General features: G+C 60.6%; 21 protein-coding genes. 10 read left to right on the top strand and 11 right to left on the bottom strand.

The genetic code is table 11. From position 1 onward, the window contains the following. Positions 1–81 precede the first annotated feature (81 nt). Together C2L64_RS50030 and C2L64_RS50025 are read left to right on the top strand one after the other, a co-directional pair. A complete protein-coding gene (locus C2L64_RS50030; RefSeq protein WP_086914364.1) occupies positions 82–348 on the top strand; it encodes a DUF1488 family protein in 267 nt (88 codons plus the stop codon). Between the two features lie 10 nt (positions 349–358). Beyond that, positions 359–703: a hypothetical protein gene (locus C2L64_RS50025; RefSeq protein WP_086914365.1), complete on the top strand. Its 345-nt coding sequence runs from the start codon at positions 359–361 to the stop codon at positions 701–703. A gap of 253 nt (positions 704–956) precedes the next feature. Here C2L64_RS50025 and C2L64_RS50020 read toward each other — a convergent pair whose 3' ends face one another. Beyond that, positions 957–1,235: an HU family DNA-binding protein gene (locus tag C2L64_RS50020; RefSeq protein WP_090838611.1), complete on the bottom strand. Its 279-nt coding sequence runs from the start codon at positions 1,233–1,235 to the stop codon at positions 957–959. Positions 1,236–1,531: 296 nt separating this feature from the next. Here C2L64_RS50020 and C2L64_RS50015 point away from each other — a divergent pair, with 296 nt between their 5' ends. Together C2L64_RS50015 and C2L64_RS50010 are read left to right on the top strand one after the other, a co-directional pair. Next, entirely contained in the window at positions 1,532–1,975 is a 444-nt protein-coding gene (locus C2L64_RS50015; RefSeq protein ID WP_086914367.1) for an SET domain-containing protein, read from the top strand. A gap of 459 nt (positions 1,976–2,434) precedes the next feature. Next, entirely contained in the window at positions 2,435–3,511 is a 1,077-nt protein-coding gene (locus tag C2L64_RS50010; protein ID WP_133062089.1) for a LirA/MavJ family T4SS effector, read from the top strand. A gap of 283 nt (positions 3,512–3,794) precedes the next feature. Here C2L64_RS50010 and C2L64_RS50005 read toward each other — a convergent pair whose 3' ends face one another. Beyond that, positions 3,795–4,496 (bottom strand): IS6 family transposase, encoded by a 702-nt coding sequence (locus C2L64_RS50005; protein WP_079481960.1) that lies wholly within the window; start codon positions 4,494–4,496, stop codon positions 3,795–3,797. A gap of 277 nt (positions 4,497–4,773) precedes the next feature. Here C2L64_RS50005 and benC point away from each other — a divergent pair, with 277 nt between their 5' ends. After that, the gene (benC, locus tag C2L64_RS50000; RefSeq protein WP_086915057.1) at positions 4,774–7,563 is read left to right on the top strand and encodes a benzoate 1,2-dioxygenase electron transfer component BenC; all 2,790 of its coding nucleotides are present in this window, start codon (positions 4,774–4,776) and stop codon (positions 7,561–7,563) included. A 25-nt stretch (positions 7,564–7,588) separates the two neighbouring features. Here benC and C2L64_RS49995 read toward each other — a convergent pair whose 3' ends face one another. Further along, positions 7,589–8,521 carry a helix-turn-helix domain-containing protein gene (locus C2L64_RS49995; protein WP_007737826.1) on the bottom strand — a complete coding sequence of 311 codons (933 nt, stop codon included), beginning with the start codon at positions 8,519–8,521 and terminating at the stop codon, positions 7,589–7,591. A 341-nt stretch (positions 8,522–8,862) separates the two neighbouring features. Between C2L64_RS49995 and C2L64_RS49990 the strand changes: the two genes are divergently transcribed. Continuing rightward, a complete protein-coding gene (locus tag C2L64_RS49990) occupies positions 8,863–9,246 on the top strand; it encodes a TraR/DksA family transcriptional regulator (protein ID WP_007737824.1) in 384 nt (127 codons plus the stop codon). 96 nt (positions 9,247–9,342) lie between these two features. Here C2L64_RS49990 and C2L64_RS49985 read toward each other — a convergent pair whose 3' ends face one another. From C2L64_RS49985 to C2L64_RS49975, 3 genes are all read right to left on the bottom strand, one after another. Next, positions 9,343–9,600: a hypothetical protein gene (locus C2L64_RS49985; RefSeq protein ID WP_007737822.1), complete on the bottom strand. Its 258-nt coding sequence runs from the start codon at positions 9,598–9,600 to the stop codon at positions 9,343–9,345. 128 nt (positions 9,601–9,728) lie between these two features. After that, positions 9,729–10,031: a type II toxin-antitoxin system RelE/ParE family toxin gene (locus C2L64_RS49980; RefSeq protein WP_035540044.1), complete on the bottom strand. Its 303-nt coding sequence runs from the start codon at positions 10,029–10,031 to the stop codon at positions 9,729–9,731. Continuing rightward, the gene (locus C2L64_RS49975) at positions 10,028–10,285 is read right to left on the bottom strand and encodes a type II toxin-antitoxin system ParD family antitoxin (RefSeq protein ID WP_079495208.1); all 258 of its coding nucleotides are present in this window, start codon (positions 10,283–10,285) and stop codon (positions 10,028–10,030) included. The genes C2L64_RS49980 and C2L64_RS49975 overlap by 4 nt, the downstream gene beginning before the upstream one ends. Before the next feature lie 621 nt (positions 10,286–10,906). Between C2L64_RS49975 and C2L64_RS49970 the strand changes: the two genes are divergently transcribed. From C2L64_RS49970 to C2L64_RS49955, 4 genes are all read left to right on the top strand, one after another. Beyond that, positions 10,907–11,131 carry a hypothetical protein gene (locus tag C2L64_RS49970; protein ID WP_086915058.1) on the top strand — a complete coding sequence of 75 codons (225 nt, stop codon included), beginning with the start codon at positions 10,907–10,909 and terminating at the stop codon, positions 11,129–11,131. Between the two features lie 273 nt (positions 11,132–11,404). Beyond that, a complete protein-coding gene (locus tag C2L64_RS49965; RefSeq protein ID WP_007737814.1) occupies positions 11,405–12,151 on the top strand; it encodes a protein-L-isoaspartate(D-aspartate) O-methyltransferase in 747 nt (248 codons plus the stop codon). 100 nt (positions 12,152–12,251) lie between these two features. Beyond that, complete coding sequence (locus tag C2L64_RS49960) at positions 12,252–14,759, top strand: spermine/spermidine synthase domain-containing protein (RefSeq protein WP_090838607.1); 2,508 nt, start codon at positions 12,252–12,254, stop codon at positions 14,757–14,759. Positions 14,760–14,849: 90 nt separating this feature from the next. After that, positions 14,850–15,287: an SET domain-containing protein gene (locus C2L64_RS49955; RefSeq protein ID WP_079495213.1), complete on the top strand. Its 438-nt coding sequence runs from the start codon at positions 14,850–14,852 to the stop codon at positions 15,285–15,287. 617 nt (positions 15,288–15,904) lie between these two features. On the opposite strand, the gene C2L64_RS49950 is transcribed toward C2L64_RS49955, so the two are convergent. The 5 genes from C2L64_RS49950 to C2L64_RS49930 form a co-directional block, all read right to left on the bottom strand. Further along, positions 15,905–16,267 carry a BON domain-containing protein gene (locus tag C2L64_RS49950; RefSeq protein ID WP_242684048.1) on the bottom strand — a complete coding sequence of 121 codons (363 nt, stop codon included), beginning with the start codon at positions 16,265–16,267 and terminating at the stop codon, positions 15,905–15,907. 139 nt (positions 16,268–16,406) lie between these two features. Further along, positions 16,407–17,867, bottom strand: coding sequence for an alginate export family protein (locus C2L64_RS49945; protein WP_079502580.1), 1,461 nt, complete (start codon positions 17,865–17,867; stop codon positions 16,407–16,409). An 83-nt stretch (positions 17,868–17,950) separates the two neighbouring features. Then, entirely contained in the window at positions 17,951–18,673 is a 723-nt protein-coding gene (locus tag C2L64_RS49940) for a YoaK family protein (protein WP_079495219.1), read from the bottom strand. 77 nt (positions 18,674–18,750) lie between these two features. Next, the gene (locus C2L64_RS49935) at positions 18,751–19,650 is read right to left on the bottom strand and encodes a glyoxalase (RefSeq protein ID WP_086915061.1); all 900 of its coding nucleotides are present in this window, start codon (positions 19,648–19,650) and stop codon (positions 18,751–18,753) included. 15 nt (positions 19,651–19,665) lie between these two features. After that, the gene (locus C2L64_RS49930) at positions 19,666–20,118 is read right to left on the bottom strand and encodes a DoxX family protein (RefSeq protein ID WP_086915062.1); all 453 of its coding nucleotides are present in this window, start codon (positions 20,116–20,118) and stop codon (positions 19,666–19,668) included. Position 20,119: the final 1 nt, after the last annotated feature.

Raw genomic sequence — 20,119 nt, 5'->3', positions numbered from 1 at the left:
CGAACGCCCCCCCAATTTTCACGCCGCTTTCTCCGTGCAACAATCACTCACCCACTTCTCTCGCATTCCCTTCTGATTCTCATGGACACCCTTGAAGTCGCCCCTCAGGTACTTGCCGGCCGCGGCATATCGTTCAGCCTTCCCGGTCCCCAGGGGACGGTCGAATGCGTGGTCACGATCAGGGCACTGCAGGACTGCTTCTGGCTTGAACCTAACGCCGATGACACCCGGATGCTGCGTGCCTTCCGCAATGGCTATGGCTGCATCCGTGCGATCGCCGAGCGCAAGGTGCTGGCGCATCCATCCACGCATCTCGAACTGACGGCCGCCGATTTCGCGCGCCCGTGAGCGTGTCTCCATGACAACAATCTTCGACGATGAAGCACGGGCAGAAATGCTGTGTTACCTCGTGGCCGGTGAACTAGTGGCCATGGCACGCACCGGCGACTGGCTCAGGACGGATCATCTGGTCGAACTCTCGCTCGTCTGGATGCACGCCAACGGCGCGCAACCTGAATGGCCGGACCGTATCAGTATCGTCCGCATGGCGGTCGACCTGGCACCCGACATCCTTGCGACGTTTGAGCTCAGGACGGAGAAAGCACTGGCGTCACTCTTTACGGACGGCGGGCGCCTCGATTACCGCGTGCCACTCGTCGGCGAAATCCACGATCGATGCGCCGAGAGGCTGCAGCGCCATTAGGCGTGCTTTGCGAGCCATCATCAGTCTCAAGCGTTCCCTGAGAAGCCCTCGCTACGAAAAAATGCCCACCGCCAGTACGGTCGGTGGGCATGGCCACGCGCGGAAGTCAGGGATGACCGAGCACTTCCGGTGCGTCGAACCTCACATTGAGTCCTGCGATCCGGCAATCCACGCTAAAGGGAACCAGAAAGTGCTGCGTTTCATTAGCACCAGCGGGCACCGCACCCCAGCGACAGGATCCACGCAGACCCTTTCACGGGGTATTCACTGCGTCCTTGAACGCTTTGCCTGCAGCGAACTTGACGGTCTTCGCCGCCGGAATGGTGATGGTTTCGCCCGTCGACGGATTACGGCCAGTACGTTCAGCGCGCGCACCCGTCGAAAACGAGCCGAATCCGATGAGTTGGACTGTTTCGCCGCGCGTGACTGCAGCCGTGACGGTCTCGAGAATGGCATCAATGGTTTCGCCCGTGCTGGCCTTGCTTTCGCCTGTGGTAGCCGCAACGGCGTCAATCAATTCGTGTTTGTTCATCTGTCAGTCTCCCTTTGAGCAATAACGTCCCCGATACTGGTGGACCGGACGCCACCCTACCGCACGTATGTCGGTCCGGCAACCCACGAGCTGGCTGACGAGGCACCGCCTCGCTCCCGAAGGCCCCCTTTCCTGTCGGCAGGTCTTTGGCGAAGCTGGATCCTACCTTGGAGCATCAGACAGTTAGTTGCGCAATGCCTTCATGCGGAGTTGAGTCTTTAGTGGAAGTAGCGATATGCTTCGCGCCTGATTTTTGAACCGCGATGATTGGACATTCACCCAACAGGACTTCACACGTGCAACAGAGACGGATAACTGCACGACGCTCGTCAGTGCATGGCAAAGGGCTCTTCGCGCTACGGCCCATCGCTGCCGGCGAGCGGCTTATCGAGTACACGGGTGAGCTGACCAACTGGCGGCGGGCCGCCGCGCGCCAGCGCGCCGACGCTGGCCACACGTTCGTCTTCGGACTCGCGGACGGACGGGTGATTGATGGCAGCCGCGGCGGCAACAGCGCACGCTTCCTGAACCACGCATGCGTACCGAATTGCGAAGCCATTGAGTCGGGCGATCGTGTCTTCATTCATGCGCTCGCCGACATCGCGCCCGGCTGCGAGTTGTTTATTGACTATGCGCTGGCCGTCGACGGGGAACCCACCGATGAGATCAGGCGACAGTATGCGTGCCGTTGTGGTTCAACGGGATGTCGGCAAACCATGCTCAGCGTGTCAGATGGTTGACGTCGGCCGACGCGAATGACAGTTACCGGCGTTGCTGAACGCCTCTTCGCGGACCCTGACCGGTCCTTCCAATTGCAGCGACTCGGGAGGCCGGTTTGGGAAGTCAACCGGACGCTGAACTCAAGATGCCTGGGCACAGTCTTCGACAGGTCGACCGGCTAAACGGCCCGACCGATCAGAACTGATAGCCGACCTCGATGTCCCCCTCTTGTGCGGACGCATACGTGGTGTTGACGACAGCGTCGTAACTCAGCGACTTGGCGGGAGAGAATTCAATGAGAGTCATTCCTTTCAAGCTCTCGTATCGATGAATCGAACCTTGGCTGCGAACGCAAGTGAGCGCGTACTACAAATTGTCGATATGAGACTATCCTAGAATGAGTGGGTACGCGTGAGATCCGCAGGCTGGCCGTGCGGCTCCGCGCGTTGGTTGAGATCGATCATTCTGGGAGCAGGATCATGCCTTACCCATTAAGAATAGGGATGGCGAAGGAGCAGTTCAAGCAGGAGATAATGGAATATTATTTCCCGGACCTTTGCAAAAGCAGCACGGAATCGAGTTACGCCGACGATTACGCCGCTATTGGCGCATTTCTGACGCGGACCGATGAGGTATTACACAAGCTGATTCCATTGGAAAACAAGCTGCGCGAATTGGCATTGGAGAATGTGAAACAGCTTCGGGCTTCCACGAGCTCGCTTACAAAAACGGACTTCGACACGAAAGAGGTCACCCGAAAAATATTGACGCGTGCATTGCTCGACGTCGAAACACAAGCTGGATTCAGCCAGGCCAAGAGTGGACTGCTGCACGACAACTCGGTTTTCGGCGAGGGGAAAGGCAGCCAGGTGACATTGACAGATAAAGGAAGAACGACCGAAAGCAAGCGAGGAAACGCACAAGACGTCAGTCTTCCAGCCAGCGTACCGAAGATTATCGGTAATATACACCCTACAGATTTCATGGTCCTGTTGAAGCACGGATACATGTTCAAGGACGTAGGGGCAGAATCTGCGCATGGCGAATTCACGCATCGATTGCAGTGGTATGCAATCATCAAGGCCCAGGGCGAATTGAATCTGGCCAATAAGCCAATCGATCTGTACAAGAAGATGTGGTTCAAGAGTACGCTCGGAACAACGAACATTCCGACTAACCTCAAGTTGTACATGTGGGTGGCCCTTTTAGACAACTTATCGTCGGAGAAACAAGCGCTCAATTTGGGGACCGTCGCGTGGACCGCGAACACATTCAACGCGCCCGAGGACATGAATACGGCATTGACACGCAAAAATTACAGACCGGAGGCGCAATTCAAGGAGCAGGACTCCAGCAACCTCTTTGTACTTCGCAAATTATTGACGGCGCGGTTAGAGAAGCGCGACGTTGGCGGCTACGACGGCGGCACCGATAGGTATTCCAAGAAGAAGTTGGTTGACGGTAAGGCAAAGACAATTCTTGCGGGCAGACATACCGTGGGAGACACCAATCTGAGCGACCTGAAGCACGTCGTGGTTTGGATCGAAAGCCTGTAAAGGAGAATGATCTACTACGGAGACCGCGCCAAAGCTGGGGCTAAAGTCGGGCCCGCGAATAGGGCGATGGGAGTTTTCATAGTAAGTTACTACCGACCATCCGAAACGACCTCCGTCCTCAAGCTGCGAATCAGTCTGCGCGGCGTCATCCCGCCGGTGTGACGGCGACTCACTCCTGATTCCTGAGCGGGCCACGATTGCGCAAGCGGCCGCTACTTGATACGAAGCGGTTTTGTCGCGGTAAGGATCGAGGGGCGAACGAGATCGATATTCGAAGTACTGCTTATATTGCGAGGTCGTAGAATTGATCAGCGGCGGACGAATGGGTTCCGCGAGCGCACTTCATCTGTCCTTTCGCGATCATGTGCATAACCTCAATGCCGGAAAGAATGATCCGGGCACAGCGAAATGTCTTGAGCCCCAGCATCGGCCGCGTTCGTCGTTTGATCGCCCGATGGTCCTGCTCGACCACGTTATTCAGATATTTGGACTGACGGATCTTGATGGGAGCTCCACGATCGGCATTGATCGCTTCGAGCGCGGCGAGATTGGCGCCGCTTTTGTCGATGGTCACCGTCTCGGGAGCACGGTTCCAGACGATCGATTTCTCAAAGTAACGCCGGGCAGCAGTCTTGTCCCGATGAGCGCGTAGCAGAAAGTCGATGGTGTTGCCGTCCTTGTCGACGGCCCGGTAAAGATACCGCCATTCGGCCTTGACGCGGATGTATGTTTCGTCCATCCGCCAGCTCTTGCCAACCGGCCGCTTGCGACCGCGAAACGTTTTCTCCAGTGCCGGCAACAGCTTGATAGCCCAGCGGTGCACAGTCGAATGATCGACCGAAACGCCGCGCTCAGCCATCATGTCTTCGAGGTGCCGCAGGCTCAGCGGATAGGCCACGTACCAGCGCACGCAAGTCAGGATCACGTCGAGCGGATAATGCAGGCGCTTGAGCACTCGGGCCACCGCCGGATTCAACGTCTTCATCGAGCTTTCAGTAGTTCGTGTCGTTCCGCACATCATAGCGGACCGCGTTACTGCGACAGAACCCCAGGTTACTGCGGTCATCCGGCATCCATCACCATGCACGTTTTGTCCGGGTGAACGTCGTCTCTGTCCATTGAGGGGAACGCCCCTCAGGCTCTAGATTGGTGTCACCAAACCCACCGGGCGCTTGCGAGAAACAAGGCTACCTCGCGCGCCCGCCCTCGAACATACCGCCAGCGGAGCGGCATGTTCGGGCGGCTCTAGAGGAGACACCGCCATGGCCCATCAGATGACCCTCCGTTTTGAGGACGGAGTGACCCGCTTCATCGAATGCGAGGAGGGCGAGCGCGTCACCGATGCCGCCATTCGCGCCAGGATCAATATTCCACTCGATTGCCGTGATGGTGTGTGCGGCACCTGCAAGGCGATCTGCGAGTCCGGCGAGTACGTTCTGGGCGACTGCGTCGAAGACGCGCTTAGCCCGGAGGAGGCGACCGCCCGCAAGGTTCTCACCTGCCAGATGAGCCCACGTTCCGACTGCGTGATCCAGATCGCCACGAACTCCGATGTCTCGGGTACCGGCCCATGCTCCCACCGCGGACGGATCGTCGCCTGCCATCGAGCGTCAGACACCACGATCGCCTTCTCGGTCGAACTCGAGAACCGCGCAGATCTCAGCTTCCTTCCTGGGCAGTATGTCAACATCCGGGTGCCCGGCACCGATCAGACACGGTCCTACTCCTTTAGCTCCGGGCCGTCCGAGCCGCACCTGTCCTTCCTTGTGCGCAATGTGCGTCAAGGGATGATGTCGACCTGGCTCTGCCAAACCGCCAAGGCAGGCGACCCAATCGAGTTTCGCGGCCCGATGGGAAGCTTCTACCTGCGCCCGATTGAACGGCCGGTGCTGTTTCTGGCGGGTGGCACGGGTCTCGCGCCGTTCCTCTCGATGCTGGACAAGATCGTCGAAGACGGCGGCAGCCCGTATCCGATCCACATGATCCTGGGTGTGAACAGCGATGCTGATCTGGTTGGCATCGACCGGCTTGAAATCGATGCGCAGCGGCTGCCGAACTTCACCTATGCCTGCACCGTGGCCAGCCCCGACAGCGCCCATCCCAGCAAGGGCTATGTGACCCACCACATCAGCGCCTCCCAGCTCAACGGTGGCGATGCGGACGTCTACCTCTGCGGCCCGCCGCCGATGGTTGATGCGGTACGCAGCTTCCTCTCGTCCGAAGGGCTGACGCCGCGCAATTTCTACTACGAGAAGTTCGCCGGCACCGGCCTGGTGGTCCAGACCGGCGAGGAGCGCATTGCTCCTGTTGATGTCGATGAAGCCTTCGACCTGCGCATGGTTCTCGAACTGGGGGCAGCTCAGTTGACCATGGGCCGGCTGTCGACCGAGCAATTGATCATCTTCCGCCAGCTCGCCGAGGCGACGGCGCAGTTCGTGTCCGGGCGGCGCTTTACCGATGTTCCTCGCTACATCGAGGCAAACCACGCTTTCCACATGTTCACGATCGAAGCTTCCGGAAATGCCCAGCTGATCGCGCTCTACCGGCAACTGACCGTGCAGGACTACATCGCTCGCGCGCTGACCGACCAGATCGAGATCGTCGGCGATATCGTCCAGCAGCACCGGGACATCGTCGCTGCCTTCGAACTGGGCGACCTGAACGCGGCGCGCGACGTGATCGCGCTGCATGCGCTCCATTCCAGGGCCACGATGAGCCGGGCGCTGGAGCATATGGCGATGGTCAAGACGACACCCATGGTCGCAGCGCCCCCCTCTCTCCTGTCTGCTGTGCCGGAGAGCGCGCCGCAGGTCTGCCCGTTCACGTCCAGGACCCTTCCGCCCTATTCACACGAACTGGACTGGCCCGAGGGGCTGGAGCCGTTCAAGGTGGTCGATGACGGCTCGCAAGGCGACCCCTACGAGCACTACCGCTGGATGCGAGAGCATGCGCCGGTGCTGCGGTGCCAGTCGGCGACTTCGGACGTGTGGTTCCTCTCGCGCTATGACGACGTCTATCAGGCAATCCGCAACCCGAAGCTGTTTTCCTCCGAGGTCGTCAGCCCGCCACCGCTGACGTTCCTGACGCTGTTCGATGCACCCGACCATTCGCGGTTACGCAAGGTCGTCCAGCCGTCCTTCCTGCCGCTGGCGCTCGATCCTTTTATCAGGCAGATCGCGCAAAGGGCGGAGGACCTGCTCGACGCGATGATTGCCAAAGGCGGCGGTGATGTCGTCAACGATTTCGCTATCCCGCTCAGCATCTCGACCATCTCCACGATGATCGACGTGCCGAACGAGGATGAGGAGAAGATGAAGTTCTGGTCGGACGAGACCTTTAGCTACTTCGGGCGCCTCGCCCGCAATGCGCCGGGGACGGGCACCGACGAGCAGAGCGCGCAGGCTTTCTTCGCTTACCTGAAGCGGGCGCTGGAACGGCTCGTTCTCACCGACAGCCAGTCGATCGGCGGGCATATCGCGCGCATGTGGAAGGACGGGCTGCTTTCGGAAAAGGAAGCGAAGGAGCTGTGCGCCTTCGTCTTCATCGCCGGGCACGACACGACGACTATCCTTGTCGCCAACGCTTTTCGCATGTTCGCCGAACAGCCGGATCTGCTGGGACGTATCCGCGAAAACCCCGCCGACGCTGACCGTTTTGTCGAAGAGGTGGCGCGCTATCGTGGAACGGTCCAGCGCGTGAGCCGCATCACCACCGAGGCGACCACCGTCGCGGGCGTTGATCTGCCCAAGGGCGCGGTGGTGCGATTGCTGCTGTCGGCCGCAAATCGCGACAGCCGAAAGTTTGCCGAGGGTGAGACGTTCGACATCGACCGCGACTCCAGCGGCCACCTGGGTTTCGGCAACGGCATGCACAAATGCCTTGGCGCGCCGCTCGCCAAGCTGGAGACACTGATCGCGACGAAGGCTCTGGCCCGCAAGGTCGGCGACATAGCGTTCGATCCGGCAAGGCCGATCCAGTATGTGCGGGGCAACAATCTGACCAATTCCGGGCCGGAGCATATGTTCGTGAAGCTGGGTGGCTTATCGGCCTAAATCGGATGACGGGGGCGAGGTAGAGTCAGCCCGCTCTCCCCTTGTCGGGCGGCAAGGATCGATCGTGAGCCGCAGAGCGGTATTCCGTTGGCCGGAGTCCCGTCTGCTTGCGAAAGAAACGACCGAAATAGGCCTCGTCCTGAAACCCCAGTTCACTCGCGATCTGCTTCACACTGAGCGTCGAATAACCGAGCAGCCGCTTGGCCTCATGGATCGAGCGTGCATCGATTGCCTCGATTGCCGAGACCCCGAAGGTGGCGCGGCAGATGCGGGAGAGCTGGCCGGTCGACACGCCCATCTCGTCGGCATAGCTGGCGACCGGCCGCCGCTCACGGCAATGGCGGTCAAGAAGCGCGCGGAACCGCTCGATCCGCGCGGCCATTGTCCGATGCTCGGAACTGGCCGAAAGCCGGGCGCTCTCGCTGAGGCGCCCGATCTTGACGAACAGGGCGATGGTCAGTGCTGCGCCTGCGGTGAACTGCCAGCGCTCGTGGCTCTCCGCCTCGTGCCCGATCGACTGAAACAGGGTGTCCAGAGGTGTGCCGCGCTCGACGTCGGGATCGACCGACAGCACCGTCGGCGTGCGGATGAATTCCAGCAACTCGGGCGCGGCCGTCATCGCCAGCGATTCCAGCGCAGACTGCGCGGCGGTGATCACGTGACCGTCGATGTCGCTCCGGAAGTGAAAGCCGTGGACCGAGCGTGCTGGCACGACGATCAGACATGGCGGTTCGACTACCCAGGTCTTGCCGTCGATAAAGGTTTCGCCGCCCCCGGCGGTGACGTAGAGCACCTGGATCAGCGCATCGTGGACGTGCGGCTTGATGTCGAAGTCGAAACGGCCGGCGCGCAGGGGAATGCGTTCGTAATGCACCATGTCGACCCAGGACTGGTCGGCTTCCGCGCCATAGAGCGCAAAATGCAGAACGGTCCGGCGGCGCTGTTGGTCATGGGCCATGATGCACGTTATGTCCTGCTATATGTGATCTCTAACCATTGTTTCACAGGCGCTTGAGGCGTTCAACGTACCGCTGTGACGCGTCGCTTCTGCCTCAAATCTCGCGTGAGTTAAACATTTCATTGTGTGGGTCCCACTCATTCACCACCCAGCGTCCGGCTTCATTGGTAGGGCTTTAGCGACGAAACTCAGGATCGTCAGACGGGATCGTTACTGTCGCATTGTGCTAACCGCCCGGCGGGTGCATGCTTGGTTTGGCCTGTGTGGTAGTACGCACATGACGGAACGCCTTCGCGATGCCACCCGTTGCGTGGCGTTTCAGAACACATCGAGCCTTGTCCATGATCACCCTCACCTGTTCCGAACTCGGGCTGTTACAACAAAGGCTCTGCGAGCGCCGTCGTGAGCTGCTGGCGACGCTGCGCGGCGAATACGGCGATCTCGCTGGAGCACGGCCGCCCGAAGAGCTGGGCCCCGAGTCGCATGCCGACGAGACCGCATCGCGCAAAGCGAGCGATCAGTTGCGCACTGCGCTCGCGCGGCACGAATTCGACGAACTGCAGCAGATCGACGCGGCGCTGGCTCGCGTCGCCGCCGGCCGCTACGGGGCATGCGTCGATTGCGGCGACCCGATCGGTTATGAGCGCCTTGTCGCCGCGCCCTACACGGCCCGCTGCGTTTCATGCCAGACGGCGTTCGAACAGCACCGCCCCACCCGTCAATAGGAAACCCATCAGGTATGAAACGTCCTCTTGTCGCGATAGACGCAGTAGCCCGTCGCACCCATCGATGCGTGCGCGCGAAAATTCGTAAGATCTAAATCAGTCCAGGTCTTTTGTATTGGCGTTCAATCTCCAGGTCTGGTGCAACCCGGCATAGCCTGCGTGCGCAGACAATTCATTGGCATCCGGAAACCCGTCGGTGTGGGCACCGCTGGAAGCGGCGAAGTGAGGCGCGTTTTCACGCTTACGGACGTCGGAATTCGGGCTCCCGATGGACAGTGAGGTATTGCCGATCGGCAAAGTCACCTTTGTGCAGAACGTCGCCGCCCGGATGTGAAGAGCCCGGCTCGCTTCCATTGGAGCCCGTCGATCAATCAGATAGCCTCGCGATGTATGGACTTGTCGGGCAGGCGTCTGTACTCGCGCTCAAACACAAGACAGACCTGCGGAAATAAACGGATCGCCGTCGGGCAACTCGCGCGAATTCAGCGAAAAAGGACCGCGGCGTAGTTGTGCGCGCTGTGCAGGATGTGAATGATGTCGACGCGTTCGGGAGGCTCGCCAACAACACGATAGAAAATCTGGTGGCCGCCGTGAACCCGGTGACGCACGCCACGGTCTTCGTAGCGCGGCACGATTGGGAATGCGACGTATATGTCGGCGAGGCGAATGCACTTCTCGCGCAGTTCGCGCACGAAACTCAGGGCGCGACGGGGGTTGTCGCGGGCCATGTAATCGCCGATGGCCTCAAGATCGGCCTCGGCATCAGGAAGGATCTGGACAATCATCGCTTGCTGCCCGCCGCTGCATGATATTTTGCTTCAAGCCGGTCAAACACGTCCTCGGCGAGGTTGCCCCGTCCCGCCTTCGAATCGCCAATGCCGCGCTCAATGACCGCATCCAGCGCGACGAGCTGCATTTCGCGATCCTGAATGAGCTTTACGCCTTCGCGCAGAACCTCGCTTTCCGAGCCATAGCGACCCGACTCGACCAACTTCGCGACGTAGGCCTCAAGCTGTTGCCCAAGATCTGCATTGATCATAGCCATACCCCGGCATATTCACGCGACCAGACCGTTCAATAAATATTATAAGGCGATACGGCCCAGCCGGATCTGGTCGAATTCAGGGCACGCGACGGAGACAAGCCGCGCTGCACATGCCGACAATCACCGAGAACAAATGATCCCAAGGTTGGCCAACGACTTTTTCTACAGAACCGCGGCAAGTCTTTCGCCTTCTTCCGCCCCCCCGGAGTGGCAAAACAAAGTAGCGGACGTTTCCCGTGGACGTCTCGACCGGACCGATTCCGGCGGCGCCTTGTATTGGCCAATGAAACGCTAATGCTGAACAATCTCGGATTAATCCAAATAGACACCAAATGCAGCACAAGCGAGTTCCGTCTTGTTGCGACCCAGCAACTGACACAGCGTGGAATCGCCTAGGTGGGCCGACCGGGTCCCAACCCGCTTTGCTTCTCGACAGGCCTTGCATTAGCTGATTGCAGATCGCCATGCTGGTGCCCTTTTACTCCCGAATGCGCCAACGGCTATTATGAGAGCAGCGACATGTATTGCATCCGCAGACGCTCTTGACGTTCCAGTACGACGCCACGACCAGACTCGCGTCCGTGGGGGAACGAATATAGCTTGAGGGAAATAGCCATGCTTGACCTGCACATCCGAAAATGCGTGGCGCGGAACAACGAACATCGCGTCGATACTAGCCGACGCGCAGACCTCAGCGCTCCTCAAGCTACCCGACGCTGGCTGGTTGCGCTCGCGCTAATCGGAAGCGCGGTCGCGGCAGTCGCGATCGCCACCGGCCTGCCAGCCACCGGGCTTGCGATTTACCTGATGCTGACACTGCCGTTCGTGTTCTTCGCCTGACCGAGCCTGATGCGCAGCGTCGCTTTCCGAGCGGCGCAAAACATGGTTCCAGACCGCGTAGCCAGCGAGTCGTCCGATGAAGGCATATGGACGATCCGGCGCTCTCTGGTGGTTGGCTGCACAGCGGGAATGGGCGCGGGGTTTATTGCGCGCGGAACAAAGAACGTGGCGACGGGTTCGGGGGCTGCGCCTGATACGCGGCGGGCGAACACGTCCTGCACGACCTCGCATGCGCGGGCGTAGAATTGCGATAGGTCAGGCAACAGAGATCGCATGGTGAAACCAGTCATGCTGCGCTGGCCGCGCACCCTGATTCCAGCAATCGCATTGGTGTGGATGTCTTCGGGCGTTCACGCGGCCGACGATTTTGCGCCCCAGCGGGCGAGAATGGTCAAAGACGTTGGCGAACTCACGACTGAAACCTTCCTCGCAACCGGCAGACCCGCCATCGATACGCGCGTGCTCGCCGCGATGGACCTGGTGCCTCGCCACCAGTTCGTCCCGCCAGGCGAAGAGCGCAACGCCTATGAGAACCGGCCGCTTCCCATCGGCTATGGCCAGACCATTTCGCAGCCGTACATCGTCGCGCTGATGACCGACCTGATGATGGTCAAGCCCACTGACGTCGTGCTGGAGGTTGGCACCGGCTCAGGGTACCAGGCAGCGATCCTCTCGACCCTCGCCCGTGCGGTCTATACGATCGAAATCATCGAGCCTTTGGCCAAGGCGGCGCAGGAGCGTCTGCAGCGGCTCGCGTACAAGCGGGTGGAGGCCCGATTAGGGGACGGCTATTACGGGTGGGAAGCACACGCGCCTTACGACGCCATCATCGTCACCGCCGCGGCAAGCCATGTTCCCCCTCCCCTCGTGAGGCAGTTGAAGCCGGGCGGCAGGTTAGTCATCCCGGTAGGTGCGCAGTTTCTGACGCAGTATCTGCTGCTGATCAGCAAGGCGAACGACGGGACCGTTTCCACCCGACAGATCCTGCCCGTCAGCTTCGTGCCGCTCGTCGGGCATTGATTCTGAGTGAGAGCCAGGTGACGCAAAGGAGCGCGAACCCGCACGGCAGCATTGACTGAGTGTGCACTCCTTCCCGTATCCCGTTCCGGTTCATGCGACCATGCCCGCCGCGCCGTTGTTCGCCCTCTCCCTGCTTTCGGCCGCAGCGCTCGGTTACGAGATCCTGTTGATGCGCCTCTTTTCGATCATCCAGTGGCATCACTTCGCGTACATGATGATCAGCGTCGCGCTGCTGGGTTACGGGGCAGCCGGTGCGATGGTGGCGCTGGCGCAGCGCTGGCTCGTGCCCCGGTTCGCAGCCGTGTTCGTCGGCGGCGCAATTCTGTTTGGCGTTTTTGCGGTCGCCTCGTTTGCTTTTGCCCAGCGCGTCGCGTTCAACCCGCTGGAGATTCTGTGGGATCCGCGCGAGCCTCTGCGTCTGCTCCTGATCTATCTGCTGCTCTTCGTTCCATTCTTTTGCGCCGCGACCAGCATCTGTCTCACCTTCACACGGTTCAACGATCAGATCGCCCGCATTTACAGTTTCGACATCGGCGGAGCGGGCTTGGGCAGTGTCGCGGTCATCGGGGCGCTGTTCGCGCTGCGTCCGCTGGATGCACTGCGGTTACTGGGCGCTGCGGGGTTCGCGGCAGCGGCGCTCGCATGCATCGAATGCCGCTGGCACCGGCGGTGGCTGTCGGCCCTGTGGTTGCTCGCCGCCGCAGCCGTGCTGGCCACCGGCCTGCCGCGCGACTGGCTTGCGTTGCGGCCGTCGGAGTTCAAGGAATTGAGTCAGGCCCTGCGCATCAAGGACGCGCGCGTGGTCGCCGAAAGCTCGAGCCCGCTGGGTCTCGTCACGGTGGTGGAGAGCCCCTTTGTCCCGTTTCGCCATGCACCCGGGCTGAGCCTCAATGCGACGATGGAGCCGCCGCCGCAACTCGGCGTGTTTACTGACGGCGACGGCCTATCCGCGCTCAATCGCTATGACGGACGGCGCGAGCCGCTCGGTTACCTCGACTATCTGACCTCATCGCTTCCCTATCACCTGCTGCGGCGACCCAAGGTCCTCGTGCTTGGCAGCGGCGCGGGAGCCGACGTATTGCAGGCGCTGTACCACGAAGCGAGCGCGATCGACGCGGTGGAACTGAATCCGCAGATAGTCGACGCCGTGCAGCGCCGCTTCGCCGACTTTTCCGGCAAGCCTTACAGCGCGCCCAACGTTCGCGTATTCACCGGCGAAGCGCGTGGCTTCGTCGCTGCACGCGACGAGCGCTACGACCTCATCCAGGTCGCGCTGCTGGATTCGTTCAGCGCCACGTCGGCCGGCCTTTACGCACTTTCCGAGAGCTATCTGTACACGGTGCAGGCGTTTCAGGACTATCTGCGCCATCTCAACCCGGGTGGCATGCTGGCGATCACGCGCTGGGTCACGTTGCCCCCGCGCGACGTCCTGAAGCTGTTTGCGACGGCCGTGCTGGCCATGGAGAACGCCGGCGTGACGCAACCGTCTCGCCGGCTCGTGCTGATCCGCGGCTGGAATACCGCGACACTGCTGGTCAAGAACGGTGAGTTCGATGACGCGGACATCGCCGCGCTGGGCCGCTTCTGCCGTGCCCGTTCGTTCGACGTCGGATACTACCCGGGGATGCAGGCCGCCGAAGCGAATCGATACAACGTGCTTGAGAGGCCCTATTTCTTCGAAGCCGCGCGCGCTCTGCTGAGCACCGGGCGAGACACGTTCTGGGCAAGCTACAAGTTCGACATCCGTCCCGCCACGGACGACAAGCCGTACTTCTTTCACTTCTTCAAATGGCGGTCGCTGCCCGAGTTTCTCGCCTTGAAGGGGCGAGGCGGCTTGCCCTTGCTGGAATGGGGCTATCCGGTACTGATTGCGACGCTGCTTCAGGCCACGTTGACGGCCATGGCATTGATCCTCTTTCCTCTCTGGGTGATGACGCGCCGCAAACGCAAGGCTCATGGTTCGTCGCTCTTTGAGGCTTCTTCCCGCAGTAACCCCACTCCTTCGGTGGCGCCGATATCCGGACGTAGAGTCGCGATCTATTTCGTCGCGATTGGCTTCGCCTTCATGTTCATCGAAATCGCGTTCATCCAGAAGTTCGTCCTGCTCCTGAGTCACCCGCTCTATGCTGTCGCCGTCGTTCTTTGCGTGTTCCTTTCGTTCGCGGGACTTGGAAGCCGGTACACGCAGCGCCTGCAGGGCCGCGAGGCGCTCCTGGCCAGCTACGCGCCGCGGCCCTGCAGGAGCACGAATCGCTCGTCGGTCGCGGCGATGGCGATCGTCGCGATCTCCTCCATCTCGTTCTTCTACCTGCTCTTGCTGCCCGCGCTGTTCCCGTTGCTGATCCCGCTATCCGATCCGGCAAGGATCGTGATCGCCGTACTGCTCGTCGCGCCGCTCGCGTTTGCGATGGGGATGCCCTTTCCGCTGGGGCTCAGCCGCATTGCTGCCGGCGCCGAAACGCTCGTGCCGTGGGCTTGGGGCGTCAACGCGTGCACTTCCGTGGTCGCTGCAGTTCTGGCGACGGTACTCGCAATTCATCTGGGATTTACCGCAGTGGTCGTGATAGCGGTCTTGCTCTATCTTGCCGCGGCGGCGGCCTATCCTTGATCCTGCATGATCCGGTTTGATTCGGCGTCGTTCCGAACTCGCCCCTACGGGAATGACGAAGACCGAGACGTATCGAAGGGAAACGAAACAATGCGACTGCGACGTATCACCGCGCGACGTTCCTCCGTACATGGCAAGGGAGTGTTTGCGCTGCAGCCGATCGCCCCAGGCGAGCGGCTCATCGAGTACAAGGGTGAAGTGACCAGCTGGAGGCGCGCTGCCGCACGCCAGCGATCGGAGGCCGGCCATACGTTCGTGTTCGGCCTGTCTGACGGTCGCGTCATCGATGGCAGTCGCGGCGGGAACAGTGCACGTTTCCTGAACCATGCGTGTACACCCAACTGTGAGGCAATCGAGACGGGCGATCGCGTCTTCATCCATGCATTCACCCGCATCAGGCCCGGCGACGAACTTTTTATCGACTACGGTCTCGTGATCGACGGCGAGATGACCGAAGACATCCGTGTCCAGTACGCGTGTCATTGCGGCCATTCCGCTTGCCGTGGATCAATGCTTGGCAGTGCATGATCGCGACGTAAGTGCAGCGCTGCCCGCACGCATATGGCCGACTGCATGACGATAGCTGGCTTGTGTATGTCAGCACTACCTGTTTGCACCCGGCTGCGCATCCTGTTGCGGTCCCCGGTTCTTTGCGCTGCCAGCCGACGCTCGTCGATGAGCGGTACCGTTGGTTGTCGTCAAATTGGCAACGGTCGGTATGGAAGGTCGAGCAGCCGCTCGGTATCCGCACTCAATGACAAGACATCGGCCATAGCTGCCGGTGGCGCGACTATCGGCCAACGGCGGCTATGGTTAGTATCGCTGACCTCGAGCATACGATCAGGTCGAACGGCAGCTTTGTGTGCGTCTGGAGGACAGTAGTCGACCCTGAACAGACGGCCACGCAGGTGGATAGTCAATGGCGGCTTCTGGAGGCTATTCAGACATCTGTCGTGCAGCCTGCAGCAACATATAAGCGGCGATGCTCGAATATCGTTCCAGTGATGTAACCTGGGCGTCTTGCAGGCAAGCGCCTAGCTTGAGTTCAACGCAACGCTGCTGTTCGCTGCAAAGCGTCTCCTGATCATCGCGTCAACCGGCTCGCCCTTCGGCAACGCGCGTGGCCAAAGTCGCGCTCCTATCTGCTATCTGTTCTCGATGGTCAGGTTATTCCTGACAGCCGTGACGCCGGGAACGCCTTGTGCGGCTTGAGCAGCCCTGTCCAGAGCAGCCCGGTTGGGTACCGATCCAGAGAGCGTGACGACGCCAGCTTCGGCGTGAACCCTAATATCTCTGCTGGTAAGGTGCTTCGTCTTGCCGAGCACGTGATGAACGTCCTTCTCCAGCTTCCGGTCCGCAGCAGTGGTCGTCGTGTCCGTGCGGACACTCCCCGACGCCGCGGCGTCGCCTCCACCATTTGCCTCGCCTGCAGCCTGTGCGAAGCCGCTCGTCGATAACATCAGGACGACAATCCCTAGTGCCCTTGTAACCGAAATCATTGCGTCCATCGATGCTCTCCGTCAATTCGTAGATGTCCAGCAGTAGTCGGCATTGAAATCGGAACCACGATCGCCGGCAGAAGCGACAGATGGATCGACACGGATGCAACTGCATCCATGCGCGATCATGCCTTGTGTGAGATTCCAGTTACCACCCATACTTTAGTTCGACACCCACGTAGTCCGCATTACTGCCACCCAAATCACGAATCGAATCGCCTACCTGGAAGTGCACCGCTTCGACAGCGCCCACCAGGTTCGCCGCAATCGTCCAGTCGGCTCGCACCTGCACATACATCCCTGTCCACCGGCTGCCATGTCCGGCCGTTCCGGGCACCACGGCGTTGCCCTGCTGGTACACGGCATCCGCCGTTGTCTCGCGCCACTGGAATCCGAGCGCGGCAAGCAGCGCCAGATTGCTAGCCGGTTTGAGCGTGACGGAAGGTTTGACATGAATCAGGTTCGAATAGCCCGTGTATCCGGCGAGCGTGAAGTAGTAGCCATTCGGAAACAGCGGATTGAACGTTTCGATGCGTCCATCGCCGGGGTGCCTGTCGCCCGAAGCCGCGTCGATCTGCACGCCCACACGCGGCGTCCAGGGAAGATCGAGCGTGTAACCGGCGAGAGAGCCAACCGCCCACGCACCAATCGTTTTAGCGCCGACGTGCCCTGTCTGAAACATGGTTTCCACATCCCAATCCGCGCGGCCTATCTTTCCGGTGTAGCGGACGTCGAACACGTTGCGGTTTTCATTGCCGGTCGCATCCAGAAAGCGTGCATTGTCGCGCGTGTACAGCGAATAGTATCCCGAGAGGTCGCCCGGACCAACGTCCTTCCGCTCGAAACGTATGCCACTAAACGTGAGATGCCCGTTCGAGACATCGTCGAATGTCGTGACATCGCGATACTGAACGGGCTGCGTCAGATAACCGATGAAGCGCCATTTCTCGGTTTCGTAGTCGGCCCAGATGGCGTCATAGGCCTGCCGCACGTTCGGACCATCGCGCACGGAAATGAAACGTTGAAGGTCGAACGCCATCTCCTGACGGCCGACGCGAAATTTGAACGTACCGGTGCCTAGCGGACTGACCCACGTCACAAATGCCTGCTCCAGATCGAGCTGATTCTTGTCAACCGGCGTCACCGTATTCTTGCCGAAGGGCCGCGCATCTTCGAGTTGCGCGAAGAACTGAAGATACGGGGCGATATGTGCATCGGCACTGATCTGCGCACGCTGGATCACATAGGTGTCGGAGCGTCCCGAACCGAGGCCGAACAGCGGCGCATCGTTGACCTCCAGACGCTCGCGCAGATTGGCGCCGAGCGACAGATACGAACGGGGATCGCCACCGAGCGGAATGTACTTGAGAGCGTCCAGCGGCCGCCGTGGCACGCACTTGTCCGTCAGCACGGACCAGTCCTCCTGCCAGCGGTTGAACATCACGACGGGCCGCTTCGCGGTGCACGTCGCAGATGTCGTATCGGCGGATGTCGTCTCCTCCGTTGCCAATGCACAGTCGCTCAACGCCAGCGCCAGCCCGGCAACGACTATGGCACGGTACGCAACAGCGCGCGTTCCAGCGACCGGCGTGGACCACACATGCGCCATAGTGTCTCCATGTCCTGACGTCGTTTTTCTTGAAACGGACGACCTGTCGCAATGCGCAGTACGTCCTGGCACGCGTACCTCGACTATTTCCTTGCGTTTGCCGCAGTTGCGGAAGTGGTTGCATGAGCCTCGGTTTCCACTCCTCCGCGGGCGTTGAATGCGAGCCACACGAGGACGGCGAAAGGCACTAACAGCGCCCAGAAGCCCGCATGCCGATAGGCGAGCGCGCCGATGATCGCGCCCGCAGCGAACGCGACGATCGTCGGCAGCATCTTGCCCAGACGTGTTCTCGAAACAGCCTTCGCGTCGGAGGGAGTCGCCGGCGAAATAATCTCGATCACGTCGAGCACGGCCTGTGTCACGTTGCCTGTCATTACCGTGTTGGGTACCCCGGGGCGTACGACGAGCCGGCCGTGCGCGTTCTGCACGCCCATCGCCGCCGCGCCGACCATCCCGCAGATAATGACCGGCGTGCTGTCGGAATGAACGACTGGCGAGACTCCCACACCCGCAAGGCAAAAGGCCAACATGAGCGCCGCCTGGACTGCGTAAAGTAGACACGCTGAACGGCTGGACGTCGCGGGTTCGAGGCTCTTCACGAGCAAGCTGCTGACGGCCACACCCGCAACGAATGCCGGAAACGCCATGAGCTTCATGAACACGCCCTGGCCGAAGCCCGCCGCCTCAGCGCCAATCAGCACGAAGTTCCCCGTGACGTGCGCAGTGAACAGTCCAAACAACGCGACGAAGCTGAGCGTATCCACATAGCCAGCGATTGCTGCGAGCACGCTGTCCTCAGATTTCATCGATCATCTCCTGTCCCAGGGAAATGACATCAGGCGGCTTCGCGACCGTCATGGCGCATCACCCCGACGCAGCGCCTCTACTGCGCAACCGCATGAATCTCGGCGACGTATCCACCCGGGAACTGCACCACTGCGGCTTCTCGCTTGTCCGATGCAAACGGCGGGACGAGCACTGTCACGCCTGCTGCCTTCGCTTTCTGCAGCGTATCGCTGAGATTGGCCACTTCGTATCCCGTCATCTCGCGGCCGAACGGAAATGGCAAGTGACCGTCCGTCACCAGCACCGTCATCTTGCCGAAGCCCGACTCGATCCGCACGCGCCGGTAGGTGTCCCCTGGACGGCCGATTTCGACACCCGGTGCATTGCGATCATCGGAAATGACCTTGCCGTGCGAAAAGGCCACGAAGTCGCGGATCAACGCATCAGCACGCTCCGGCGAAACATAGACTCGATTCTCGGGCACCTTCTCTAATGGATCATAGTTCGGCGCCTTGGTGTGCCAGTACAGTTGCATGTTCACGCCGCCCGGCCACGTAATGATCGCGTCACGGCCGATCGGGTCAGGGAAGGTCGCGACAATGACGTCCGCTCCATGCGCTTTCGCCGACTTGACGGCGGCGTCCATGTCGGTCACGAGATATCCGGTACGCTCGTCGCCGAACGGATAGGGAACGGGCGTCTTGAAACCGAACACCGATATCGTGCCGACAGGTGTGAAGACGAGTTGCGACATCGTCTGACTCGGCGTGGGCGTCACCTGAAAGACGCCCTGTTGCGACTTGTGGCCGCCGAAGGTTGCAGCGAAGCTGTCGGTGAACTTGTCGAAGTCTTGGGGCGCGACATACACGTGAGTCGTGTCATATTGCGGTCCCACGGCGACTTGCGGACCCGTCGCCGGTTTGGCCGGCGTAACCGGCGATACGACAAGACCGGCGGCAACGAGCATCGTCGCAATCAGGGAGCGGAGATTACGCATGATGGTGAAGGTCCTTTAAGTTCTTATTGAACTGGCATGACCGGCAGAAGGTTTGACGCCGGCGAGGCACGTCGCCATGACCAGCGCAGCGATCAGTCCGAGGTGCTCGAAGAAGCTATTCAGCGCAATGAAGTGCGCATCGCCCTCCAGGTTCCAGAAGTCGTTCGCGACGAACATCGCGACAGCCGTCAATGCGCCCAGCCCGCCCGCTCCCAGCCATACCAGGCGATTGGCAATCACGCAGGCCGATCCACCGAGCTCGACGACGATCGCGAGCGTGGCCCACAGCCATCCCGGATGCAGCCCGAAATGCTCCTGCTCGAGGACAGCGGCATGAAAGTGCGCGAGCTTGGCAAGACCTCCAATGACATACGCGGACACGAGTGCCGTACGCACCAGAAGCACCAGCCAGGACTGCGCGAGGATCGCCGCAATCCAGCGCGGATTGCCCTGTGCGCCCATGCTCATC

Origin of the sequence: Paraburkholderia hospita (assembly GCF_002902965.1) — a bacterium.
Lineage (GTDB): Bacteria > Pseudomonadota > Gammaproteobacteria > Burkholderiales > Burkholderiaceae > Paraburkholderia > Paraburkholderia hospita.
This window is presented reverse-complemented; position numbering and strand designations above follow the sequence as displayed.